This is a genomic window from Cellulomonas sp. URHB0016 (assembly GCF_054057935.1).
In genome coordinates this window covers 1256678-1273846 of the sequence record NZ_JBSRZU010000001.1, presented here as the reverse complement: position 1 = coordinate 1273846, position 17169 = coordinate 1256678, and the positions used below count along the sequence as shown (strand labels likewise).

Sequence of the window (17169 nt, the reverse complement as noted above, 5' to 3'; positions counted from 1 at the left end):
TGGTCGTCTCCAGGTGCTGTGGTGGTTCTGTTCCGGGCGGCCGACGGGTCGCCGGCCGCCCGGGCGCAGGTCGGACGCGCTACTCGTTGTCACCGCCGGTCGACACCGTCGCGGACGGGGAGTCGGCCTGCGGGCCGCCGACCTCGGTGGCGGTCTCGCCCGCGTCGGGCCACACCCAGTCACGGACCTCCGGCAGGTCGTCGCCGTGCACCCGGGTGTACTCGCGCGCCCGGATGCGGGCGTCGACCATCCGCTGCCGGAGCCCGGCCTGCGCCGTGCGCAGGTGCGGGACCTGGTCGATGACGTCGATGACGAGGTGGAACCGGTCGAGGTCGTTGAGCATCACCATGTCGAACGGCGTCGTGGTGGTGCCCTCCTCCTTGTACCCCCGCACGTGGATGTTGTTGTGGCCCGTGCGGCGGTACGTCAGGCGGTGGATCAGCCACGGGTAGCCGTGGTACGCGAACACCACGGGCCGGTCGGGCGTGAACAGCCCGTCGAACTGCCGGTCGGACAGGCCGTGCGGGTGCTCCCGCTCGTCCTGCAGCCGCATCAGGTCGACGACGTTGATGACCCGCACCTTGAGGTCCGGCAGCTCGCGCTTGAGGATGTCGGCCGCGGCCAGCACCTCCAGGGTGGGCACGTCGCCCGCGGCCGCGAGCACCACGTCGGGCGACTCGCCGGGCACCTCCGTGCCCGCCCAGTCCCAGATGCCCAGGCCGCGGGTGCAGTGCGCGACGGCCTCGTCCATCGTGAGGAAGTTCGGAGCCGGCTGCTTGCCCGCCACCACCACGTTGACGTACTGCCGGCTGCGCAGGCAGTGGTCGTACGTGGACAGCAGGGTGTTCGCGTCCGGCGGCAGGTACACCCGGACGACCTCGGCCTTCTTGTTCACCACGTGGTCGATGAACCCGGGGTCCTGGTGGCTGAACCCGTTGTGGTCCTGGCGCCAGACGTGGCTCGACAGCAGGTAGTTGAGGCTCGCGACGGGCCGCCGCCAGGGGATCTCGTTGGTGATCTTCAGCCACTTGGCGTGCTGGTTGAACATCGAGTCGATGATGTGGATGAACGCCTCGTAGCTGGTGAACAGCCCGTGCCGCCCGGTGAGCAGGTACCCCTCGAGCCAACCCTGGCACTGGTGCTCGGACAGCATCTCCATGACGCGGCCGGCGCGGGCGAGGTGCTCGTCGACGTCGGCACCGTAGAAGTCGGCGTTCCACTGCTTGTCCGTCACCTCGAACACGGCCCCCAGACGGTTCGACGCCGTCTCGTCGGGCCCGAAGATCCGGAAGTTGTCCGGGTTCTGCCGGACCACGTCGGTCAGCCACTGGCCGAGGACGCGCGGCGCCTCGCTGATGGAGCCGCCGGGGGTGGGCACGTCGACCGCGTACTCCCGGAAGTCCGGCAGCCGCAGGTCCTTGAGCAGCAGCCCGCCGTTGGCGTGCGGGTTGTCGCTCATCCGGAGGTGCCCCTCCGGGTTGATCGACCGGATGTCGTCGTGCAGGCGGCCGTTCTCGTCGAACAGCTCGTCCACCCGGTACGACTCGAGCCACTGCCGCAGCACGTCGAGGTGCTCCGGGGTGTCCCGGGCGCTCGCGAGGGGGACCTGGTGGGCCCGCCACGAGCCGGTGGTCTTCTTGCCGTCGATCGTCGCGGGGCCCGTCCAGCCCTTGGGCGTGCGGAACACGATCATCGGCCACATGGGGCGCTGCTCGTCGCCCTCCCGGGCGCGCTGCTTGATCTCGGCGATCTCGTCCAGCACCTCGTCGAGCATCGTCGCGAACCGGCGGTGGACGTCGACGTGCGACTCGTCGTCGAACCCGGCGACGAACACGTGCGGCTTGTGCCCGTAGCCGACCATGAGCGAGTGCAGCTCGTCGTCGCTGATCCGGGCGAGCACCGTGGGGTTGGCGATCTTGTAGCCGTTGAGATGCAGGATCGGCAGCACCACGCCGTCCTGCTCGGGGTTGACGAACTTGTTGGAGTGCCAGCTCGTGGCCAGGGGCCCGGTCTCGGCCTCGCCGTCGCCGACGATCGTCGCGACGAGCAGGTCGGGGTTGTCGAACGCCGCCCCGTACGCGTGGGAGAGCGCGTAGCCGAGCTCGCCGCCCTCGTGGATGGAGCCGGGCGTCTCGGGCGCGACGTGCGACGGGATGCCGCCCGGGAACGAGAACTGCCGGAACAGCCGCCGCAGGCCCTCCTCGTCCTCCGTCATGTCCGGGTACACCTCGGAGTACGTGCCGTCGAGGTAGGCGCTCGCGACGAGCCCCGGGCCGCCGTGGCCCGGGCCGATGATGTAGACGGTCGACTGCTGGCGCTCCGCGATGGCGCGGTTGAGGTGCGCGTACAGGAAGTTCAGGCCCGGGGTCGTGCCCCAGTGGCCGAGCAGCCGCGGCTTGACGTGGTCCCGGGTGAGCGGCTCGCGCAGCAGCGGGTTGTCGAGCAGGTAGATCTGACCGACGGACAGGTAGTTCGCGGCCCGCCACCACTTGTCGATGCGTTCGAGCGTCTCGTTGTCGACCACCCCGCCCGTACCGGTGCGCCAGGTGGTGGACGCCGACGTCGTCGTGCTCATGCGTGCTCCCCGTGATCGTCCGAGACTTCTCCGACGGTGTGCCGCCGGCGCCGATGCCAGCCTTGCGTGGGCGGGGGCCGCGACCCGGGACGTACGTCCCGGCGAACCCCCTGTCGGGTCACGTCGACGCCCACCTGCCATACAACCGCACTCGCGCCCGGCCCGCATCGGTGCGGGACATCTCACACCGACCGTCACCTGCGGTCCAGGCGCAGGTCAGCGGCCGTTCGCCGGCCCGACGGCGGGAGGCCGGTGGTGGGTCCGCGCGGGGCCGTCCGAGGCACCTCGACCGCCGGGTTACCGTGGCCGCGTGACCGAGCCGCGCCCGCAGACGACGCTGCTGCGCGCCGCGGTGCGGCCTCGGATGCTCCTGCTCCTCGTGCTGTTCCTGGCCGCGGCGGCGGTGTGCGCCATGCTCGGCGCGTGGCAGCTCGACCGGGCGCAGGTCCGGGGTGCCCGGGCGGAGGACCGGCACGTCGCGGAGCTCGTCGCCGCACCGCCCGTGCCGCTGGCGGACGTGCTGGCCCCGCAGACGTCGTTCCGCGGCGACCTGGTCAGCCGCAAGGTCACGGTGTCCGGCACCTACGACGCGGCCGCCCAGCTGCTCGTCGGCAACCGTGCGCACGACGGCGTGACCGGCTACCTGGTGGTCACGCCGCTGCGCGAACCCGGGGGAGCGGTGCTCCCCGTGGTCCGCGGCTGGGTCGCCACGCCGGACGACGCCGACGTCCCGCCGGCCGGCACCGTGACGCTCGTGGGGTACCTGCAGGCGTCCGAGCAGGCCGGGGACGGCGTCCGGGACGGTCGCGCGGACGCGATCTCGTCCGCCGAGCTGCTCAACGTGTGGGGCGGTCCCATCTACACCGGCTACCTCGTGGTGGCGTCCTCCGACCCCGCGCAGTCCGAGGAGGTCGCCATCCTGGACCCGCCGCGCAGGCCGGGCGCCGGGCTCAACCTGCAGAACCTCGCGTACGCGGCCCAGTGGTGGCTGTTCGGGGGGTTCGCGGTGCTGCTGTGGCTGCGGCTGGTGCGCGACGAGGCCGCCGGCGGTCGCCCGGAGCCGCGCGCCGCCCCCGCAGGCGCGACCGGGCCACCCACGCCGCCGGAAGCCCCGGCCTCCGCGTGACGTCGCCGTCGGGGCAGGGACGCGCGTCCCCGACGCTGCCCTTTCGGTCCGGCCCGAGCGGCTCCCCCGGAGCGATGATCTCGGGGTGTCGGACCAGCGCCACGCCTTCCGGGTCGACGACCGCGGGAGGCGCGAGGAGCGATGACGGGCGCCTCGCGTCCAGGGCCGGTGCGCCTGTTCCGTGCGGCGCGCCCCCTCGCCGCGCAGCCGGCTCCTCCCGCCCGGCCGGCTCGGGTGCCTGGCGTGGTCGCGCCGGGTGCGGCTGCGCCCGAGGCTGCGGACCGGCTCCTGCGGATGCAGGCGACGGCCGGCAACCGGGCGGTGCAGAGGTTCCTGCACCCGGCTCGGGGGCCGGGCCTCCTGGCCCGCACGACGTCCGGCCCGACGACCGTCCAGCGTCAGCCCATCCCCGACTCGCCCATGCGGGTGCAGATGACCAGGCCCTCATGGCGGAGCACCCGGGGCTGAACCGTCAGGTGGCCAGCGACTCCGTCGACGGCGCGCTCCGGGTGATGGGTGCGGGCGGTGCCGGCGGGGACGTCGTGCTGACCACGAACGTCACGCGTGAGGTCTCCGTCCACACCGGGCAGTTCACGCCGCAGGCCATGACTGCGCACCTCCAGGAAGAGGCCCGCCAGGCCGGGGTCCGGGAGATCTACCTGCAGGTCAACACGGCGGGCGCGGACCGGCAGTCCATCCGCCAGATGATGAACGGCCTGCAGAACGGCATCCCCGAGCTCTCCGGGATCCGGGTCCGCGTGTACGACGCCGGCGGGCAGATGATGTGGCAGGGCAACATGCGGTTCCGGGACACCGACCCGATCGCGAACCGTCCGCCTGTGGGCGGCGGGGGCGGCAGCGGAGCGGGCGGGGGTGCCGGGGGAGCGGGCGGTGGTGCCGGCGGCGCGGGTGCGGGCGGAGGTGGAGGTGCCGGCGGCGCCGGTGCCGGGGGTGCGGCGGAGGTGGTGGTCGGTGGCCCCGGCGGTGGCGCCGGTGCGGGTGGCCCGGTGACTGCCGGTGGCGGTGGTGCCGGTGGGACGACGGCCCGGGTCGGTGCACCGCTGGAGCCGGTCAACGAGGCGACCCCGGGCTTCGAGCCCGGTGCCGGCGCCGGTATCGGCGGCGCGATCCAGATGATCCAGGCCATGCAGGTCTCCGGCCTGCAGAACGACGAGGTCGAGAAGTTCCAGAAGCGCTACGCCGAGCTGGCCCCGAAGATCGACGCGTTCCTCGCCCAGGGGTTCGAGGTCGAGCTGACGCTGGTCGTCGAGAAGCCCAACACCGTGGACCTGCTCGCCGGCGTGTTCCGCGGTTCCGACCAGCTCATCTACTTCCACGCTCTGTACATCAGCCGCGCCGTGTCGGTCGCCCCGGTGCACGAGATACGGCCGGTGGATCGCAGCGGCGTCCCGGTGACGTCCATGGGAAACCCCGGAGGCCGGGCGGGCACCGTCCCCGCCACCCACCAGGGCGGCTCCCTCATCGACGCCACGAAGCTCGGCGAGCTGCGGATGCGGGACAAGTACCACCACCCGGAGGCGGCGACGCAGACGATCGCGCCGCGGCCGGCCGCCGTGTTCCCTCTCGTCCCTCCACCGCGGCCGCGACGGCCGGACGCGCCGAAGCCGCACCACGACGAGGCGACCAGGAAGGCCATGGCGGCCGCTCCGACACGTGTCTACGTCCTGTCGAGCAACGTCGTGCAGTCCCGGACCGCCGCGAAGGTGATCCCCAGGCTCACGGGCGATGCGGCCTTCGGCACGGTGAAGGAGGAGCTCGGCGGAGGAGGGGGGCGGACCCGCACGGTCGTCGTCTACTTCAGCGACCTCGACAAGGATCGGGCAGAGGCGCTCGCCGAAATCGTCCGCGCCGACGTGCCCACGGTCCGTGCCGAGCGCAGCGGGTCGGGCGACGACGACCCCGGGTCGGTGCAGATCATGTTCGGCTCCGACGCCGAGCGCTGACGTCGACGCCCCGCAGGAGCGGCTGCGCGCTGGGTTCGACGAGCACGTCCGTTCCGCCACGCGGCCCCTCGGTCAGGCGCTACGGTCGCGCGACACGCCAGCGCCCGAGGGAGCCCCCGTGCCCGTCGACACCACCTCCGCCGACCGCCCCGCCGCCGACCGCCCCGCCGCCGTGCCGGAACGCTCCGCCCGCTGGGTCGGCCGGCTCGCGGGCGCCGTCGCCCTGTTGGGCTGGGGGGCCGCCCTGCTCGGCGCCGCCTACGCCGTGAACGGTGCGACGCAGGCGCCCGCGACCGTCAAGGTCCCGGTGCTGCTCGCCGCCGGGCCGTCCGCCGGGTGGGGAAACGTGCCGCTCACCGTTCCGGGTGTCGAGGTCCCCGACGGCTGGGTGTCAGGGGCGCAGCCGACGGGGTTCGCGACAGGTGCCACGGACGGCCGCGTCACCATCGCGGCGCGGGGGTCCACCCGTGTCGAACAGGTCCTCGCGCGGGGGCAGGAGCTGGTCGGCGGCCTCGCGTGCCTCGCGGGCGCGCTGCTTCTGGAGCCCGTGCTCCGAGCGATCGCCGCCGGGCGGCCGTTCGCCCCGGGAGGGGCGCGACGGGTCGGGTGGCTCGCGGCTGTCGTGGCCGTCGCGGGCGTCGTGGGACCGCTGCTCCCGCAGCTCGCCGGCCTGCTCGTCCTCGATCGCACCGGCCTGGCCGGTGGGCCGGCCTTCGCCGGAGGTGTGGAGTCCTCGACGGGACCGCTCCTGGTGGCGGCGCTGGTGCTCGTCGTCGCCGTGGTGCTGGCCGCGGGCGAGCGCCTGACGGGCGAGGTCGGCACGCCCGGCTGAGCGCGGCCGCCGCGTCGGCGGACGTGAGGGCCGGGGGCGGGTCCGCGCGCTCTCGGGTCAGCCGAGCGGAGGTCGCCGGCGCAGCTCCTTCACCGCGCGGCGCTGCCGCTCGCCGGCGGCCCGCCGCTCGCGCGACGACCGGCTCGGGCGGGTGGCCCGGCGGGGCGGACCCGGAGGTGTGAGCGCGTCGTCGAGGATCGCGACGACGCGGGCGAGCGCCGACTCCCGGTTGCGCAGCTGCGACCGGTGCTCGGACGCGGCGACGGTCAGCACGTCGCCCCGCAGCCGTGGCGCGAGCCGCTCGCGCACGCGTTCCTCCTGCTCGGGGACCACCCACAGCACCGCGCTGAGATCCACCAGGACCTCGGCGCGCGAGTCGGCCGTGTTGACGGACTGGCCACCCGGGCCGCCCGACCGGGAGAAGCGCCACGAGAGGGCGTCGTCCGGAAGGACGACACCCCCTCGCAGGGCGATCGGACCCGTCATGTCACTCGTGCTGCCACGAGCGCCACAGTGCGGCGTAGTCGCCGCCCGCGGCCACGAGCTCGTCGTGCGGCCCGATCTCGGTGATCCGGCCGGCGTCCACCACGGCGACCCGGTCCGCGTCGTGCGCGGTGTGCAGCCGGTGCGCGATCGCGACGACGGTGCGGCCCTCGAGCACCGCAGACAGCGACTTCTCGAGGTGCCGGGCCGCGCGCGGGTCGAGCAGCGACGTGGCCTCGTCGAGCACGAGCGTGTGCGGGTCGAGCAGCACGAGCCGGGCGAGCGCGACCTGCTGGGCCTGGGCCGGGGTCAGCGGCGCACCGCCGGAGCCGACCTCGGTGCCGAGCCCGTCGGGCAGCGCGGCGACCCACTCCCACGCCTCGACGGCCCGCAGGGCGCGCTCCAGGTCCTTGTCCGAGGCCGTCTCGGCGGCGAGCCGCAGGTTGTCCGAGACGGTCCCGACGAACACGTGGTGCTCCTGCGTCACCAGCGCGACGTGCCCGCGCAGGTCCTCCAGCGGCAGGTCGACGAGGGGCACGCCGCCGACCGTGACCGTGCCACCGGTGGGTGGGTGGATGCCGGCGAGCATGCGGCCGAGCGTCGACTTGCCCGCACCGGACGGCCCCACGACGGCCAGGCGCTCACCGTGCCGCAGCTCCAGCTCGACGGAGTGCAGCACGTCGTGACCCTCGCGGTACGCGTACCGCAGACCCTCGGCGGTGATGTCCTCGTCGGCAGGCGTCCCGGCACGCGGCACCCGGTCCTGTTCCACGAGCTGCACGCCGACGATGCGGGCCAGGGACGTCGCCGCCACCTGGATCTCGTCGACCCAGAAGATCAGCTCCCACACCGGGCCCGTGACCTGGTAGGTGTACATGACGATCGTGGTGACCGCACCGAGCGTCACGTACCCGTTCGAGGCGAGGTACCCGCCCCAGAGGAGCACCGCGACCGGCGCCAGAACGAACGCCAGGTCGATGCCGGGGAACAGGACGGTACGCAGCCGCAGGGTGACCTTCTCCGCCTCGAACGCCTCGCTCAGGTCGGCCTCCACCCGGCGCATCCGACGGCGGCCGAGCCGCAGCGCGTCGACCGTCCGTGCGCCCTCGACCGACTCCGTGATGGTGCCGTTGAGGGCGGCGTAGGCGGCGGACTCGCGCTGGTAGGCGGGCGTGGCGCGCTTGAGGTACCAGCGCACGACCACGAGCAGGCCGGGCACGCCCACGAACATCGCGATCGCCACGAGCGGGGACATCAGCAGGCTCGCCACGACCGTCAACGAGATCGTCACGACGGCGACGATCACGCGCGGCACCCCGAACCGGACCGCGTGCTGGAGCTTGTTCACGTCGTTCGTGGTCCGGGCGACCAGGTCGCCGGTGCCCGCTCGCTCGACGGTGGACAGCGGCAGCGACGTGACGGTCTCGATGAACTCCTCGCGCAGCTGCGCGAACACCATCTCGCCGAACACCATCGAGGACCGCGACGCGAACCGGATGAGCACGGTCTGAGCGAGCACCGCCACGACGCCGACCGCGATCAGACGGTCGACGTACCCGACGGTGGTGCCGTCGGCCACGGCGTCGACGAGGCGCCCGAGCAGCCACGGACCGGCCAGGCCCGCGACCGCGGCGAGCGTGTGCAGGGCCGCGATCCGCGTGAGCGGTCGGCGGTGAGTGCGCAGCAGGTGGGCGGTGTACGTCCGCACGACCGCCGGGTCGGCGACGGGCAGCTTCACGAGCGTCCTCCGTCCCGGGTGAGCTCCTGCTCGGCGAGCAGGACGAGGTCGTCGGCGGCGGCGTCCTCGGCCGCCTCCTCGTCGAGGTGGCGCCCGACGACGCGCCGGTACGCGGCGGCGGTGCGGGCCCCGGCCGCCCCGGAGAGCAGCTCGTCGTGCGTGCCGCGGGCCACGAGCTGACCGTCCCGCACGAACTGCACCTCGTCGACGTGGTCGAGGACCAACGGGGACGCGGTGACGACGAGCGTCGAACGCCCTCGCCGCGCGTCGGCCAGCCGGGCGGCGATCCGGGCCTCCGTGTGGGCGTCGACGGCGCTCGTCGGCTCCACCAGCACGAGGATCTCCGGGTCCACGAGCAGCGCACGGGCGAGCGCGACGCGCTGGCGCTGGCCGCCCGAGAGCGACCGGCCCTTCTCGGGCAGCTCGCCGGCGAGGCCGTCGGGCACCGAGTCCAGGACGTCGTGCGCGTCCGCGAGCGCGATCGCCGCCAGGAGGCGGTCCTCGTCCCGGTCCCCGTGCACGTCGAGCTCGTCGGCGAGCACGCCGGAGAACAGGTGCGGAGTCGCCTCGGCGACCACGATCCGGCGACGCACGTGGTCCTTGTCGAGCTCGGCGAGGAGGACGCCGCCCAGCCGCACCGGGGTGTCGACCTCGCCGTCGTCGTCGAACCGGCCCAGCCGGGTCGCGATGCGTGCGGTCTCGTCCGGGTCCGCACCGACGAGTGCGACGACGCGCCCCGGTTCGACGACGACGCCGCTCGTCTCGTCGACCAGCGGGACGCCGCTGCCGGGCGGCTGGGCCGTGGCGGGACGGGCACCGGTGGACGGCACCACCTTGAGCACGTTGACGACCTTGGCGGCACCAACGTGGGCCCGGGTCGCGGCCTGCAGCATCATCGTGGCGTTCTGCACGGGCCACGCCAGGAAGGCCGCGTACCCGTAGGTGGCGACGAGCTGCCCCGGCGTGATCTCCCCGGCGAGCGCCATGTGCGCGCCGAGCCAGATGAGCACCCCGACGAACAGGCCCGGCAGCAGCACCTGCAGGGCGTCCAGCCAGGACTGCGTGGCCGCGACGGCGACACCGTGACCGCGTACGAGCTGCGACTGCTCGCGGTAGCGCGCGTTGAACACGCCCTCGCCGCCGATGCCGCGCAGGATGCGCAGGCCCGAGACGGTGTCGGAGCCCAGGGTCGTCAGCCGGCCCGACGCCTCACGCTGCGCCCGCTGCCGACGCTGCAGCGGCTTGACCAGCAGGCCGAGCGCGACCGCGACGGCGGGCAGCCCGACCACCACCACGAGACCGAGCGAGAGGGACAGCCGCAGCATGAACACGGCGACCACGGCGTAGGCGACCAGGCTGCCGACGAAGCGGGCGGCGGTGGCGTACACCTCGCCGATGCGCAGCGCGTCGTTCGCGACGGCCGAGACGACCTCGCCGGTCGGCAGCTCAGCGGTGATCGCGTGCCCCGAGCGGGACACGGTCTGCCCGACGAGCTGGGACGACGTGAAGGCGGCCCGCAGCCAGTTGGCGATGTCGTACCGGTGCCCGAGCGCGGACGCGGCGGCGCTCACGACGCCGAGCACAGCCATGAGGCCCGCGGCACGCCACAGGTCCGCACCGAAGCCGTGCGCCAGGCCGTCGTCGATCGCGCGCCCGGTCAGCGCCGGCAGGAGCGCCTGGCACGTGAAGACCACGACCCCGAGCGCGACGGCGACCAGGAGGATGCCCCACTGCCGGCGCGCGAGCCACCACAGCAGCGCCACGGGGCCGGTCAGCGGCGGCGTGCCGGGGTCGTCGAGGGGGAGGGAGCGCACGGGGGTCGAGGCTACCGGCCGGTACTGACAGTGCCCGAACGTTTTCCGCAGGCCTGCGAAGGCGTCACCGGGATCCGGGTCTACGGCGTCACGAGCAGGTCCGCCGACCACACGTGGGGCTCGTCCTGCGTCCAGGTGGCGACGTACCGCCGCCCGGTCAGCTCCTCGACCTCGGCCAGGAGCCGTGCCTGGGCCTCGGCCGGAGCGACCTCGCCGGACCCACCCGTCCGCAGCACGCCGTCGACGACTCCCTCGTCGCTGTAGACGGCGTAGCGCCACCGGCCGTCGCGGTCGTGGAGCACCAACGTGCGGGCGACGGCCTTCCAGGCGGAGCGTTCCGACTCGGGCACGGCGTCACGATGCCAGACCCGGACCGTCCACCGCGTGACCTCCGACGCTCCGCCGCGCCGCTGACGACGACGTCGGCATCGTCCGCGTGATCACCGCCGTCACCGACGTGCCGGTCGAGGGCTGAGCCGCACCAGGTCCCGTGCCTGGGCCCGGGGGCCCACGGAGAACGGGCCCTGGTGTGGGCCGACAGGGGCTCGGAGGCCCTCCTGGGACGCCCGGCGACCCCGATAGCGTCCGGGGCAGCAGAAGTGGCCCACCGTAGGAGAGGCAGGACGATGCGCGCGATCACGCGGGCGGGAGCGGCGGCAGCGAGGCGGCGCGCGTCCGACGACTCGGGCTCGGCCACCGTCGAGTACGTCGGGGTGCTCCTCGTGGTGGTCGCGGTCATCGCCTCGATCGTCGTCGCGTCGACGCCGATCGGCGGCACGATCATGGCGAAGATCTGCCAGGCGTTCGGCGCCACCTGTACCGCCCCGGGCTCGCTCGACGCCGACGGGGACCGGGTCCCGGACGAGCCGTGCACCGTCGGCACGGACGACGAGAACATCGACGCCACCGTCTCCATCGCCTTCGTCGACATCGGCACCAGCGGGACGATGACGATAGAGCAGATGAGCGACGGCACGTACAAGGTCACCGTCGGCGGCCAGGTCGGCGCCGACGCGGTGCTGTCGGCCGGCGAGGCCAAGGGCGGCCTGGAGATCGGTGACTACGGCGGGCAGGTCGCGCTCTCCGCGGACCTCTCCGCAGGGCTCTTCGCGGGCGCCGGGGTCGAGTACGAGTTCGGCTCCAAGAAGGAGGCGGACGCGTTCGCCGACTACGTGCACCGCACGCTGGTCAAGGAGGGGGCCGCCAGCCTCGCCGGCCCCGCCGTCGGTCCGGGCGCGCACCTGCTGGGCCAGCTCTTCGACAAGGTCACGGGCTACGACTACAAGCCGCCGTCGCCGGGCTACTCCTACTACGAGGGAGGCACGTCAGTCGGCGCGGGCGCCGCTGCGGACATCGTCGCCGCCGGCGGCTCCGCCGAGGCGAGCGCGACCCAGGTGCTCGGCCTCAAGCTCAACCACGCGAACAACGACGTCACCGTCTACAACCGCATCACCGTCGACGCCGAGGCGGCCGCCAAGCTCGGTCTGTCGGCCTCGGACGGCAACTGGGGCCAGGGTGCGTCGGGCAGCGCCGGGATCGAGCTCGTGGTCGCCACGACGCTGGACTCGAGCGGCAATCTGAAGGACGTGTCGTTCGACGGGGTCGCCACCGCAGAGGGTTCGGTGGCGCTCACCCAGCTCGCCGGCTTCCCGCTGCAGGGTGGCGGTGGACGAGGGGTCACGTTGTCGGCCTCGTTCGACGTCACCGACTCCAACCGGCAGGCCGTCACGGCGGCGCTCGCGGGGATCGGCGTCATGACGGTGACCACTGGGCAGCCTGCCCTCGGCGCGCAGGTCGCCATCCCCGCGATCCTGGCCGAAGCGCGCGCGTCGGGGAACATCACGGCGCAGACGCTCGACGTCAGCAGCTCGAACCTGCTCAACGCCGCCCTGTCGCTCAAGGCGCCGGCGATCGGGGGCCTCGGCCTCTCGCTCGGCGCGTCGACCGGCTCGCAGGACACGCTCGACGCGTACTACCTCGGCAAGAACGGATGGAAGGACTGGACCGCATGCGTAGCATGACGACCCGCTGTGCTCGGACGGTCGCGTTGGTGGCCTTGCTGGGTGGACTTCTCGCCGCGTGCTCCGGCGGCGGTGGTGCGCCGACGTCGACGGCCAGCTCGGGAGACGAGGCGGAGACGTCGATCACGACCGTCGACTCCCTCGAGGGGGCCACCCGCCGCACGCTCGACGGTGTGAGCATCCTCGTGCCTGAGGGAATGGACGTTGAGGAGCACGCGGTGTCCGACATCGTCAACCAGCTCATCCTGACCCGTCCGGGCGAGCCTCGCGCCAACAACGCCCTGACTGTCACGCGCGAGAAGGTGGGCGACGACAACGTGGATGCGGGCTTCGCACTGGCGCGGGCCAAGATCGGCGCGTCCGGCTCGTTCACCGAGTCGTCGACCGAGACGGCGACGTGGGAGGGCCTGGGCCACGCCGTCGTGCTGCGCGGCACGCTCGGGGTGCCCGACGGCGAGAAGGACGTGATGTTCGTGATCACACGCACGGAGGACGGGTCCCGGCTCATCTCCGTCAGTGCGGAAGCGCCGCTGGGCGAGATGGACGGGTCGGTCCCGGAGCAGATCCTGCGCTCGGTCCGGGCCGAGGGGTGACCCTGGAAGGGACGCCGGTGTTCGGCGGAACACACACCGTCGCCCGTCCCTCGACCGGGTCACCGGCCGGTCACCCGACCGTGTCGACCCGCGAACCTTCAGCCAGGCCCCAACGAGTGAAGCTTCCGACCGGCGCCTCGAGCACCTGCCTACCCCCGCGTACGGACCTCGTCAGTCCCCGGGGGCGGAGCACGGTGACCTTCAGCACCGACCCGGTGGCATCGAGGACGGCGACCTCGAGCGGCTCTCGCATGCCCATCCCGTGCACCGAGTTCGCAGGTCGCAGCAGCAAGGCCGGCGGGAGCGGGTCGCGGGCGAGCATCCCGCGCAGCCGGCTCAGGAAGGTGTCGGCGACGAGCAGGTCGGCCACGTCCACGTGGTCGACGAACAGCCGGGCAGTGCGCACGTCCGGATCATCCTTTATCGGGTGCATCTACGGGCGATGTGTCCGAAATGCTAGCCTCCGGCGACGCTTGAACAGACGACCGGGTCAACCGGCGAAGGGGGTGTGCATGTCGATCGTGGCCATCGTGCCGGGCAACTGCGTCCCGTCGGGCATGCTCACCGCTGCCCCGTCGGTCGATGAGGTCGTCGACCGGGTGCGGGCGGAGTGGGCCGGCGGGTCACAGGACGTGCTGCTGGTCTTCGCCGACCCGGTCGGTGAGGAGGTCGCCCGCAGCGTGCGACTGGTGCTCGGCGCCACTCACCTCGCGGTGCTGGCGCTCCCGCTGCCGCCCACCGCCCTGTTCGTCACCGCGAACGCGCTCCAGGCGCTGCCCGACTACGCCCTCGGGCTGGCTCCTGAGCTCCTCGAGGCTGTCGCGGGCACGATGTGGACCCGGGTGCTGCTGTCGTCGGTGTCGGGCCTCGAGCGTCCCGCGCCCAGCCTCGGTCAGGATCTCGCGTCACGGCTCCCCGGGCAGGCGTTCCTCGTGGACTGGACCGCACAGACGGTCATCCGCTCCTCGGGCGAGCTGCGTGTCCCCGCCGAGGCCGTCGGGGCTGTCGTCTCGGCCTCCGAGAAGCCTGTCCTCGCGATCGATCGTGCCTCCTGGCCGGTCCGTGACGTCCTGGACCTGCAGACCCCGGGGACGTTCTGGGGCGCGAAGCGCTGGTTCGAGCTGTCGCTGGTCACCGTGCCCCCTGCCGGTGTCGCCGCCTGGGTGGTCGAGGACGCCCGTCGTGGCGCGGCCGCACGGTGCCCGGCGTGCGGCCGGGTGGTGGCGGGCGCCTCCTGCGTGTTCTGCCAGGTCGGACTGCCGCTGGACGTTCCTCAGGCGGTGCTTGCGTGACGTCCTGTCTCGATCGGTGAACTGCTGCACTCCGCGCGCCGCTGCGCGCGCCACCGCCCGCTCGCGCCCGACCCCCCACGGGCCCGTCCCCCTCCCAGGAGTCCATCGATGAACTCGCGCCAGCGCCGAGGCGGCCTGCTGCTCATCATCACCGCGCTCGGGGCCATCGCGGTCTTCCTCGCGGTCGTCGTCTACGTCGGCGGCGTCAGCTCCCGCGTGGGGCCGATGACGCAGGTGCTGCGGCTCACGCAGGACGTGAACGCGTTCCAGCCCGTCGAGCCCGACATGTTCGAGAGCGTGTCGGTCCCGCAGCGCTGGCTGCCTGCACACCCGCTGCAGGACGTCTCGCAGACCGAGGGTCTCGTGGCGGCGACCAAGCTCCCGTCGGGGTCGACGATGCAGGACGGGATGCTGGTGCAACGCCCCGGCGTCCAGCCCGGCTATCGCGAGGTGGCCATCGTCGTCGACGCCGAGACGGGTGTCGCCGGGAAGGTCTCGCCCGGCAACCACGTCGACATCATCGCCACGACCGCCGGCACGGACGGCGTGGCCCAGCGGTCCGAGATCTGGGTGTCCAACGCGCTGGTGCTCGAGGTCGGGCTCCCTGAGGACGTCCAGAAGTCCGACTCGGCAGGCAACTTCCAGGGCGGTAGCGGCGTGCCGGTGACCTTTGCCCTGACATCGGAGGACGCGTTGAGACTCGCCTATGCCGAGAGCTTCTCCGTCAAGCTGCGCCTCGCGCTGCGCGGCGACGGCGACGACCAGGTCCTGCCGAACGACGACCGCGTCTTCCAGGTCGGGTGACCCGGATGACCACGCGGATCATCCTCGCCTCGGCCGACGAGTCGACCCTGGAGCGCTTCAGCCAGGTGCTCGCCGAGGCCGACGCGATCAGCCTCGCCCACGTGGTCCGGGACGCCCCGGACATCCAGGACGCGCTGCTCCGGTATCCCGACGCCGACGTCCTCGTCGTGGACGCCCAGCTGGACAGCGGTCGCGGGTCCGCCGTGGCGCGGGAGACCGCCGCCGCCAACCCGCTGCTCGGGATCGTCATGCTCGTCGACCAGGCGGGGCCGGAGCAGTTCGCCGAGGCCATGGAGGCGGGCGCGCGGTCCGTGATCGGCCGGGGCTCGAGCCTGGCCGAGGTCGTGTCCCGCATCGAGGCCGTCGCGCAGTGGGTCGGTGCCGCGCGTGCGGCCGTCTCGGCGGACCTCGTCGGCGGTCGCGGAGGACGGGTCATCGCCGTCGCCGGTGCGAAGGGTGGCGTCGGGTCCTCCACCCTGGCGCTCCTCCTGGCGCGGTCGCTCACCGGACAGGGCACCGTCGGGCTGGTCGACTTCGACCTGCAGTCCGGTGACCTCGCGGCCTACCTCGGCGTCCACACCCGCCGGTCCGTGGTCGACCTCGTCGACATCGCCGGGGAGATGAGCGGGCGCGTCCTGCTGGAGACGTCGTACGACGTGCCGGGTGGCATCCGCCTGATGTCCGCGCCCAACGACGGAGAACGTGAGGAGGAGATGACCGCCCGGGCCGCCCGCGCCGTCGTCAACGCCTTGCGGTTCCAGCACGGGGTGTCGGTCATCGATGTCGGCTCCCACCTGACGGAGTCGACCGCGGCGGTCATCGAGGAGGCGGACATCGTCGTCCTCGTCGTCACCCCGGATCTCCCGGCACTGCGCGGAGCACGTCGGACGCTGGCCATGTGGGAACGGCTGGCGGTCCGCTCGCGATCGGGGGTCCGCCTGGTCATCAACCGGCAGCACCGCCGCAACGAGGTCACCGAGCAGTTCGCCGCGAAGGTCGTCGAGACGGCCGTCACCGCTTCCGTGCCGGACGGTGGGCAGGTCTTCGAGGCGGCCATGAACACCGCGACCATCGTCGGCGTCACCGGTCCCGCGCACACCGCCGTCGCCCGGCTCGCGCCTCAGCTGCTCGCCGAGGCCGCGCACGAGAAGGCGTCCATCGACGAGGCCGTCGACCAGGCGATCGCCGAGGCGTCTCCTCGTCGCCGCCGTGCGCGCGCGCAGCGGGACTCCGGTCAGGCCGCCGTCGACCTGCCGGTCGCCTTCGGCCTGGCGCTCGTGATCTTCCTCGCGTGCGCCCAGGGACTCGTCTGGGGTGCCGGACACCTGCTCGCACGGAACGCGGCCACCGAGGGCGCCCGCACGGTCGGGCTCCTCGCGTACGGTCCGAGCACTGTCGCCCGCGCGCGTGATGACGCCCTCGACCAGCTCAGCGGGCCGTGGCGCTCGGGCGCGACGGTCGACGTGCAACCCGACACCGTGCGCGTGAACGTGTCGACGCCGACCCTGCTGCCAGGGATGGACCTGCACTCCTCGGTCACCGCGCCCGTGCAGGTGGACCGATGAGGGCGCGGCTCCGGGCGGCACGTGACGAGGCGGGCGTCGCGTCGATCGAGCTGGTCAGCTACTCGTTCGTGATCGTGCTCTGCGCGATGCTGTGCGTGCAGGGGATCTTCCTCACCCAGGCGACCTCGGCGGCCCAGCAGGCCGCGCGTGACGGTGCTCGGGCCCATGCGCTCGGGCGTGACGTGTCGGCGGCGGTCGACCGCTCGCTCCCGTCCTGGGCAACTCTCGAGGACCTGGTGCCGAGCTCCGTGGGCGGTGCCTACACGCTGCGGGTCTCGGTCCGGGTGCCGATCGGCCTTCCTTCCTTCACCTCGACGAGCTTCGTGGTCACCCGCGACGCCGTGCTCCCGGCGGGTTGAGCC

General features: G+C 73.2%; 16 protein-coding genes. 10 read left to right on the top strand and 6 right to left on the bottom strand.

The genetic code is table 11. The features are described from left to right. Window positions 1-79: 79 nt before the first annotated feature. Window positions 80-2575 carry a phosphoketolase family protein gene (locus ACVW07_RS05960; RefSeq protein ID WP_456818354.1) on the bottom strand — a complete coding sequence of 832 codons (2496 nt, stop codon included), beginning with the start codon at window positions 2573-2575 and terminating at the stop codon, window positions 80-82. A 310-nt stretch (window positions 2576-2885) separates the two neighbouring features. Between ACVW07_RS05960 and ACVW07_RS05955 the strand changes: the two genes are divergently transcribed. The 4 genes from ACVW07_RS05955 (at window position 2886) to ACVW07_RS05940 (ending at window position 6497) form a co-directional block, all read left to right on the top strand. After that, window positions 2886-3701 carry an SURF1 family protein gene (locus ACVW07_RS05955; RefSeq protein WP_456818353.1) on the top strand — a complete coding sequence of 272 codons (816 nt, stop codon included), beginning with the start codon at window positions 2886-2888 and terminating at the stop codon, window positions 3699-3701. A gap of 243 nt (window positions 3702-3944) precedes the next feature. Then, window positions 3945-4169 (top strand): hypothetical protein, encoded by a 225-nt coding sequence (locus ACVW07_RS05950; protein WP_456818352.1) that lies wholly within the window; start codon window positions 3945-3947, stop codon window positions 4167-4169. Further along, window positions 4148-5665, top strand: coding sequence for a hypothetical protein (locus ACVW07_RS05945; protein ID WP_456818351.1), 1518 nt, complete (start codon window positions 4148-4150; stop codon window positions 5663-5665). Before ACVW07_RS05950 ends, ACVW07_RS05945 begins: the two co-directional genes overlap by 22 nt. 118 nt (window positions 5666-5783) lie before the next feature. Then, window positions 5784-6497: a hypothetical protein gene (locus ACVW07_RS05940; protein WP_456818350.1), complete on the top strand. Its 714-nt coding sequence runs from the start codon at window positions 5784-5786 to the stop codon at window positions 6495-6497. Between the two features lie 57 nt (window positions 6498-6554). Here ACVW07_RS05940 and arfB read toward each other — a convergent pair whose 3' ends face one another. The 4 genes from arfB to ACVW07_RS05920 all read right to left on the bottom strand — a co-directional run bounded on the left by arfB (window position 6555) and on the right by ACVW07_RS05920 (window position 10882). Then, a complete protein-coding gene (gene arfB, locus ACVW07_RS05935) occupies window positions 6555-6983 on the bottom strand; it encodes an alternative ribosome rescue aminoacyl-tRNA hydrolase ArfB (protein WP_456818349.1) in 429 nt (142 codons plus the stop codon). A gap of 1 nt (window position 6984) precedes the next feature. Continuing rightward, window positions 6985-8718, bottom strand: coding sequence for an ABC transporter ATP-binding protein (locus ACVW07_RS05930; RefSeq protein WP_456818348.1), 1734 nt, complete (start codon window positions 8716-8718; stop codon window positions 6985-6987). Continuing rightward, window positions 8715-10532 (bottom strand): ABC transporter ATP-binding protein, encoded by a 1818-nt coding sequence (locus tag ACVW07_RS05925; protein WP_456818347.1) that lies wholly within the window; start codon window positions 10530-10532, stop codon window positions 8715-8717. The genes ACVW07_RS05930 and ACVW07_RS05925 overlap by 4 nt, the downstream gene beginning before the upstream one ends. A gap of 80 nt (window positions 10533-10612) precedes the next feature. Beyond that, complete coding sequence (locus ACVW07_RS05920; RefSeq protein ID WP_456818346.1) at window positions 10613-10882, bottom strand: hypothetical protein; 270 nt, start codon at window positions 10880-10882, stop codon at window positions 10613-10615. A gap of 276 nt (window positions 10883-11158) precedes the next feature. Here ACVW07_RS05920 and ACVW07_RS05915 point away from each other — a divergent pair, with 276 nt between their 5' ends. Both ACVW07_RS05915 and ACVW07_RS05910 read left to right on the top strand, forming a co-directional pair. Beyond that, window positions 11159-12553 (top strand): hypothetical protein, encoded by a 1395-nt coding sequence (locus ACVW07_RS05915; RefSeq protein WP_456818345.1) that lies wholly within the window; start codon window positions 11159-11161, stop codon window positions 12551-12553. A 29-nt stretch (window positions 12554-12582) separates the two neighbouring features. Beyond that, on the top strand, window positions 12583-13146 hold the full coding sequence (locus ACVW07_RS05910) for a hypothetical protein (protein ID WP_456818344.1): 564 nt from the start codon (window positions 12583-12585) through the stop codon (window positions 13144-13146). A 70-nt stretch (window positions 13147-13216) separates the two neighbouring features. Here ACVW07_RS05910 and ACVW07_RS05905 read toward each other — a convergent pair whose 3' ends face one another. Next, window positions 13217-13552 carry a DUF192 domain-containing protein gene (locus ACVW07_RS05905; protein WP_456818343.1) on the bottom strand — a complete coding sequence of 112 codons (336 nt, stop codon included), beginning with the start codon at window positions 13550-13552 and terminating at the stop codon, window positions 13217-13219. 106 nt (window positions 13553-13658) lie between these two features. Between ACVW07_RS05905 and ACVW07_RS05900 the strand changes: the two genes are divergently transcribed. From ACVW07_RS05900 to ACVW07_RS05885, 4 genes are all read left to right on the top strand, one after another. Beyond that, window positions 13659-14438 (top strand): hypothetical protein, encoded by a 780-nt coding sequence (locus ACVW07_RS05900; protein ID WP_456818342.1) that lies wholly within the window; start codon window positions 13659-13661, stop codon window positions 14436-14438. A gap of 108 nt (window positions 14439-14546) precedes the next feature. Next, window positions 14547-15242: a Flp pilus assembly protein CpaB gene (gene cpaB, locus ACVW07_RS05895; RefSeq protein ID WP_456818341.1), complete on the top strand. Its 696-nt coding sequence runs from the start codon at window positions 14547-14549 to the stop codon at window positions 15240-15242. 5 nt (window positions 15243-15247) lie between these two features. After that, on the top strand, window positions 15248-16807 hold the full coding sequence (locus ACVW07_RS05890; RefSeq protein ID WP_456818340.1) for an AAA family ATPase: 1560 nt from the start codon (window positions 15248-15250) through the stop codon (window positions 16805-16807). Then, on the top strand, window positions 16804-17166 hold the full coding sequence (locus tag ACVW07_RS05885; protein ID WP_456818339.1) for a TadE/TadG family type IV pilus assembly protein: 363 nt from the start codon (window positions 16804-16806) through the stop codon (window positions 17164-17166). Before ACVW07_RS05890 ends, ACVW07_RS05885 begins: the two co-directional genes overlap by 4 nt. Window positions 17167-17169: the final 3 nt, after the last annotated feature.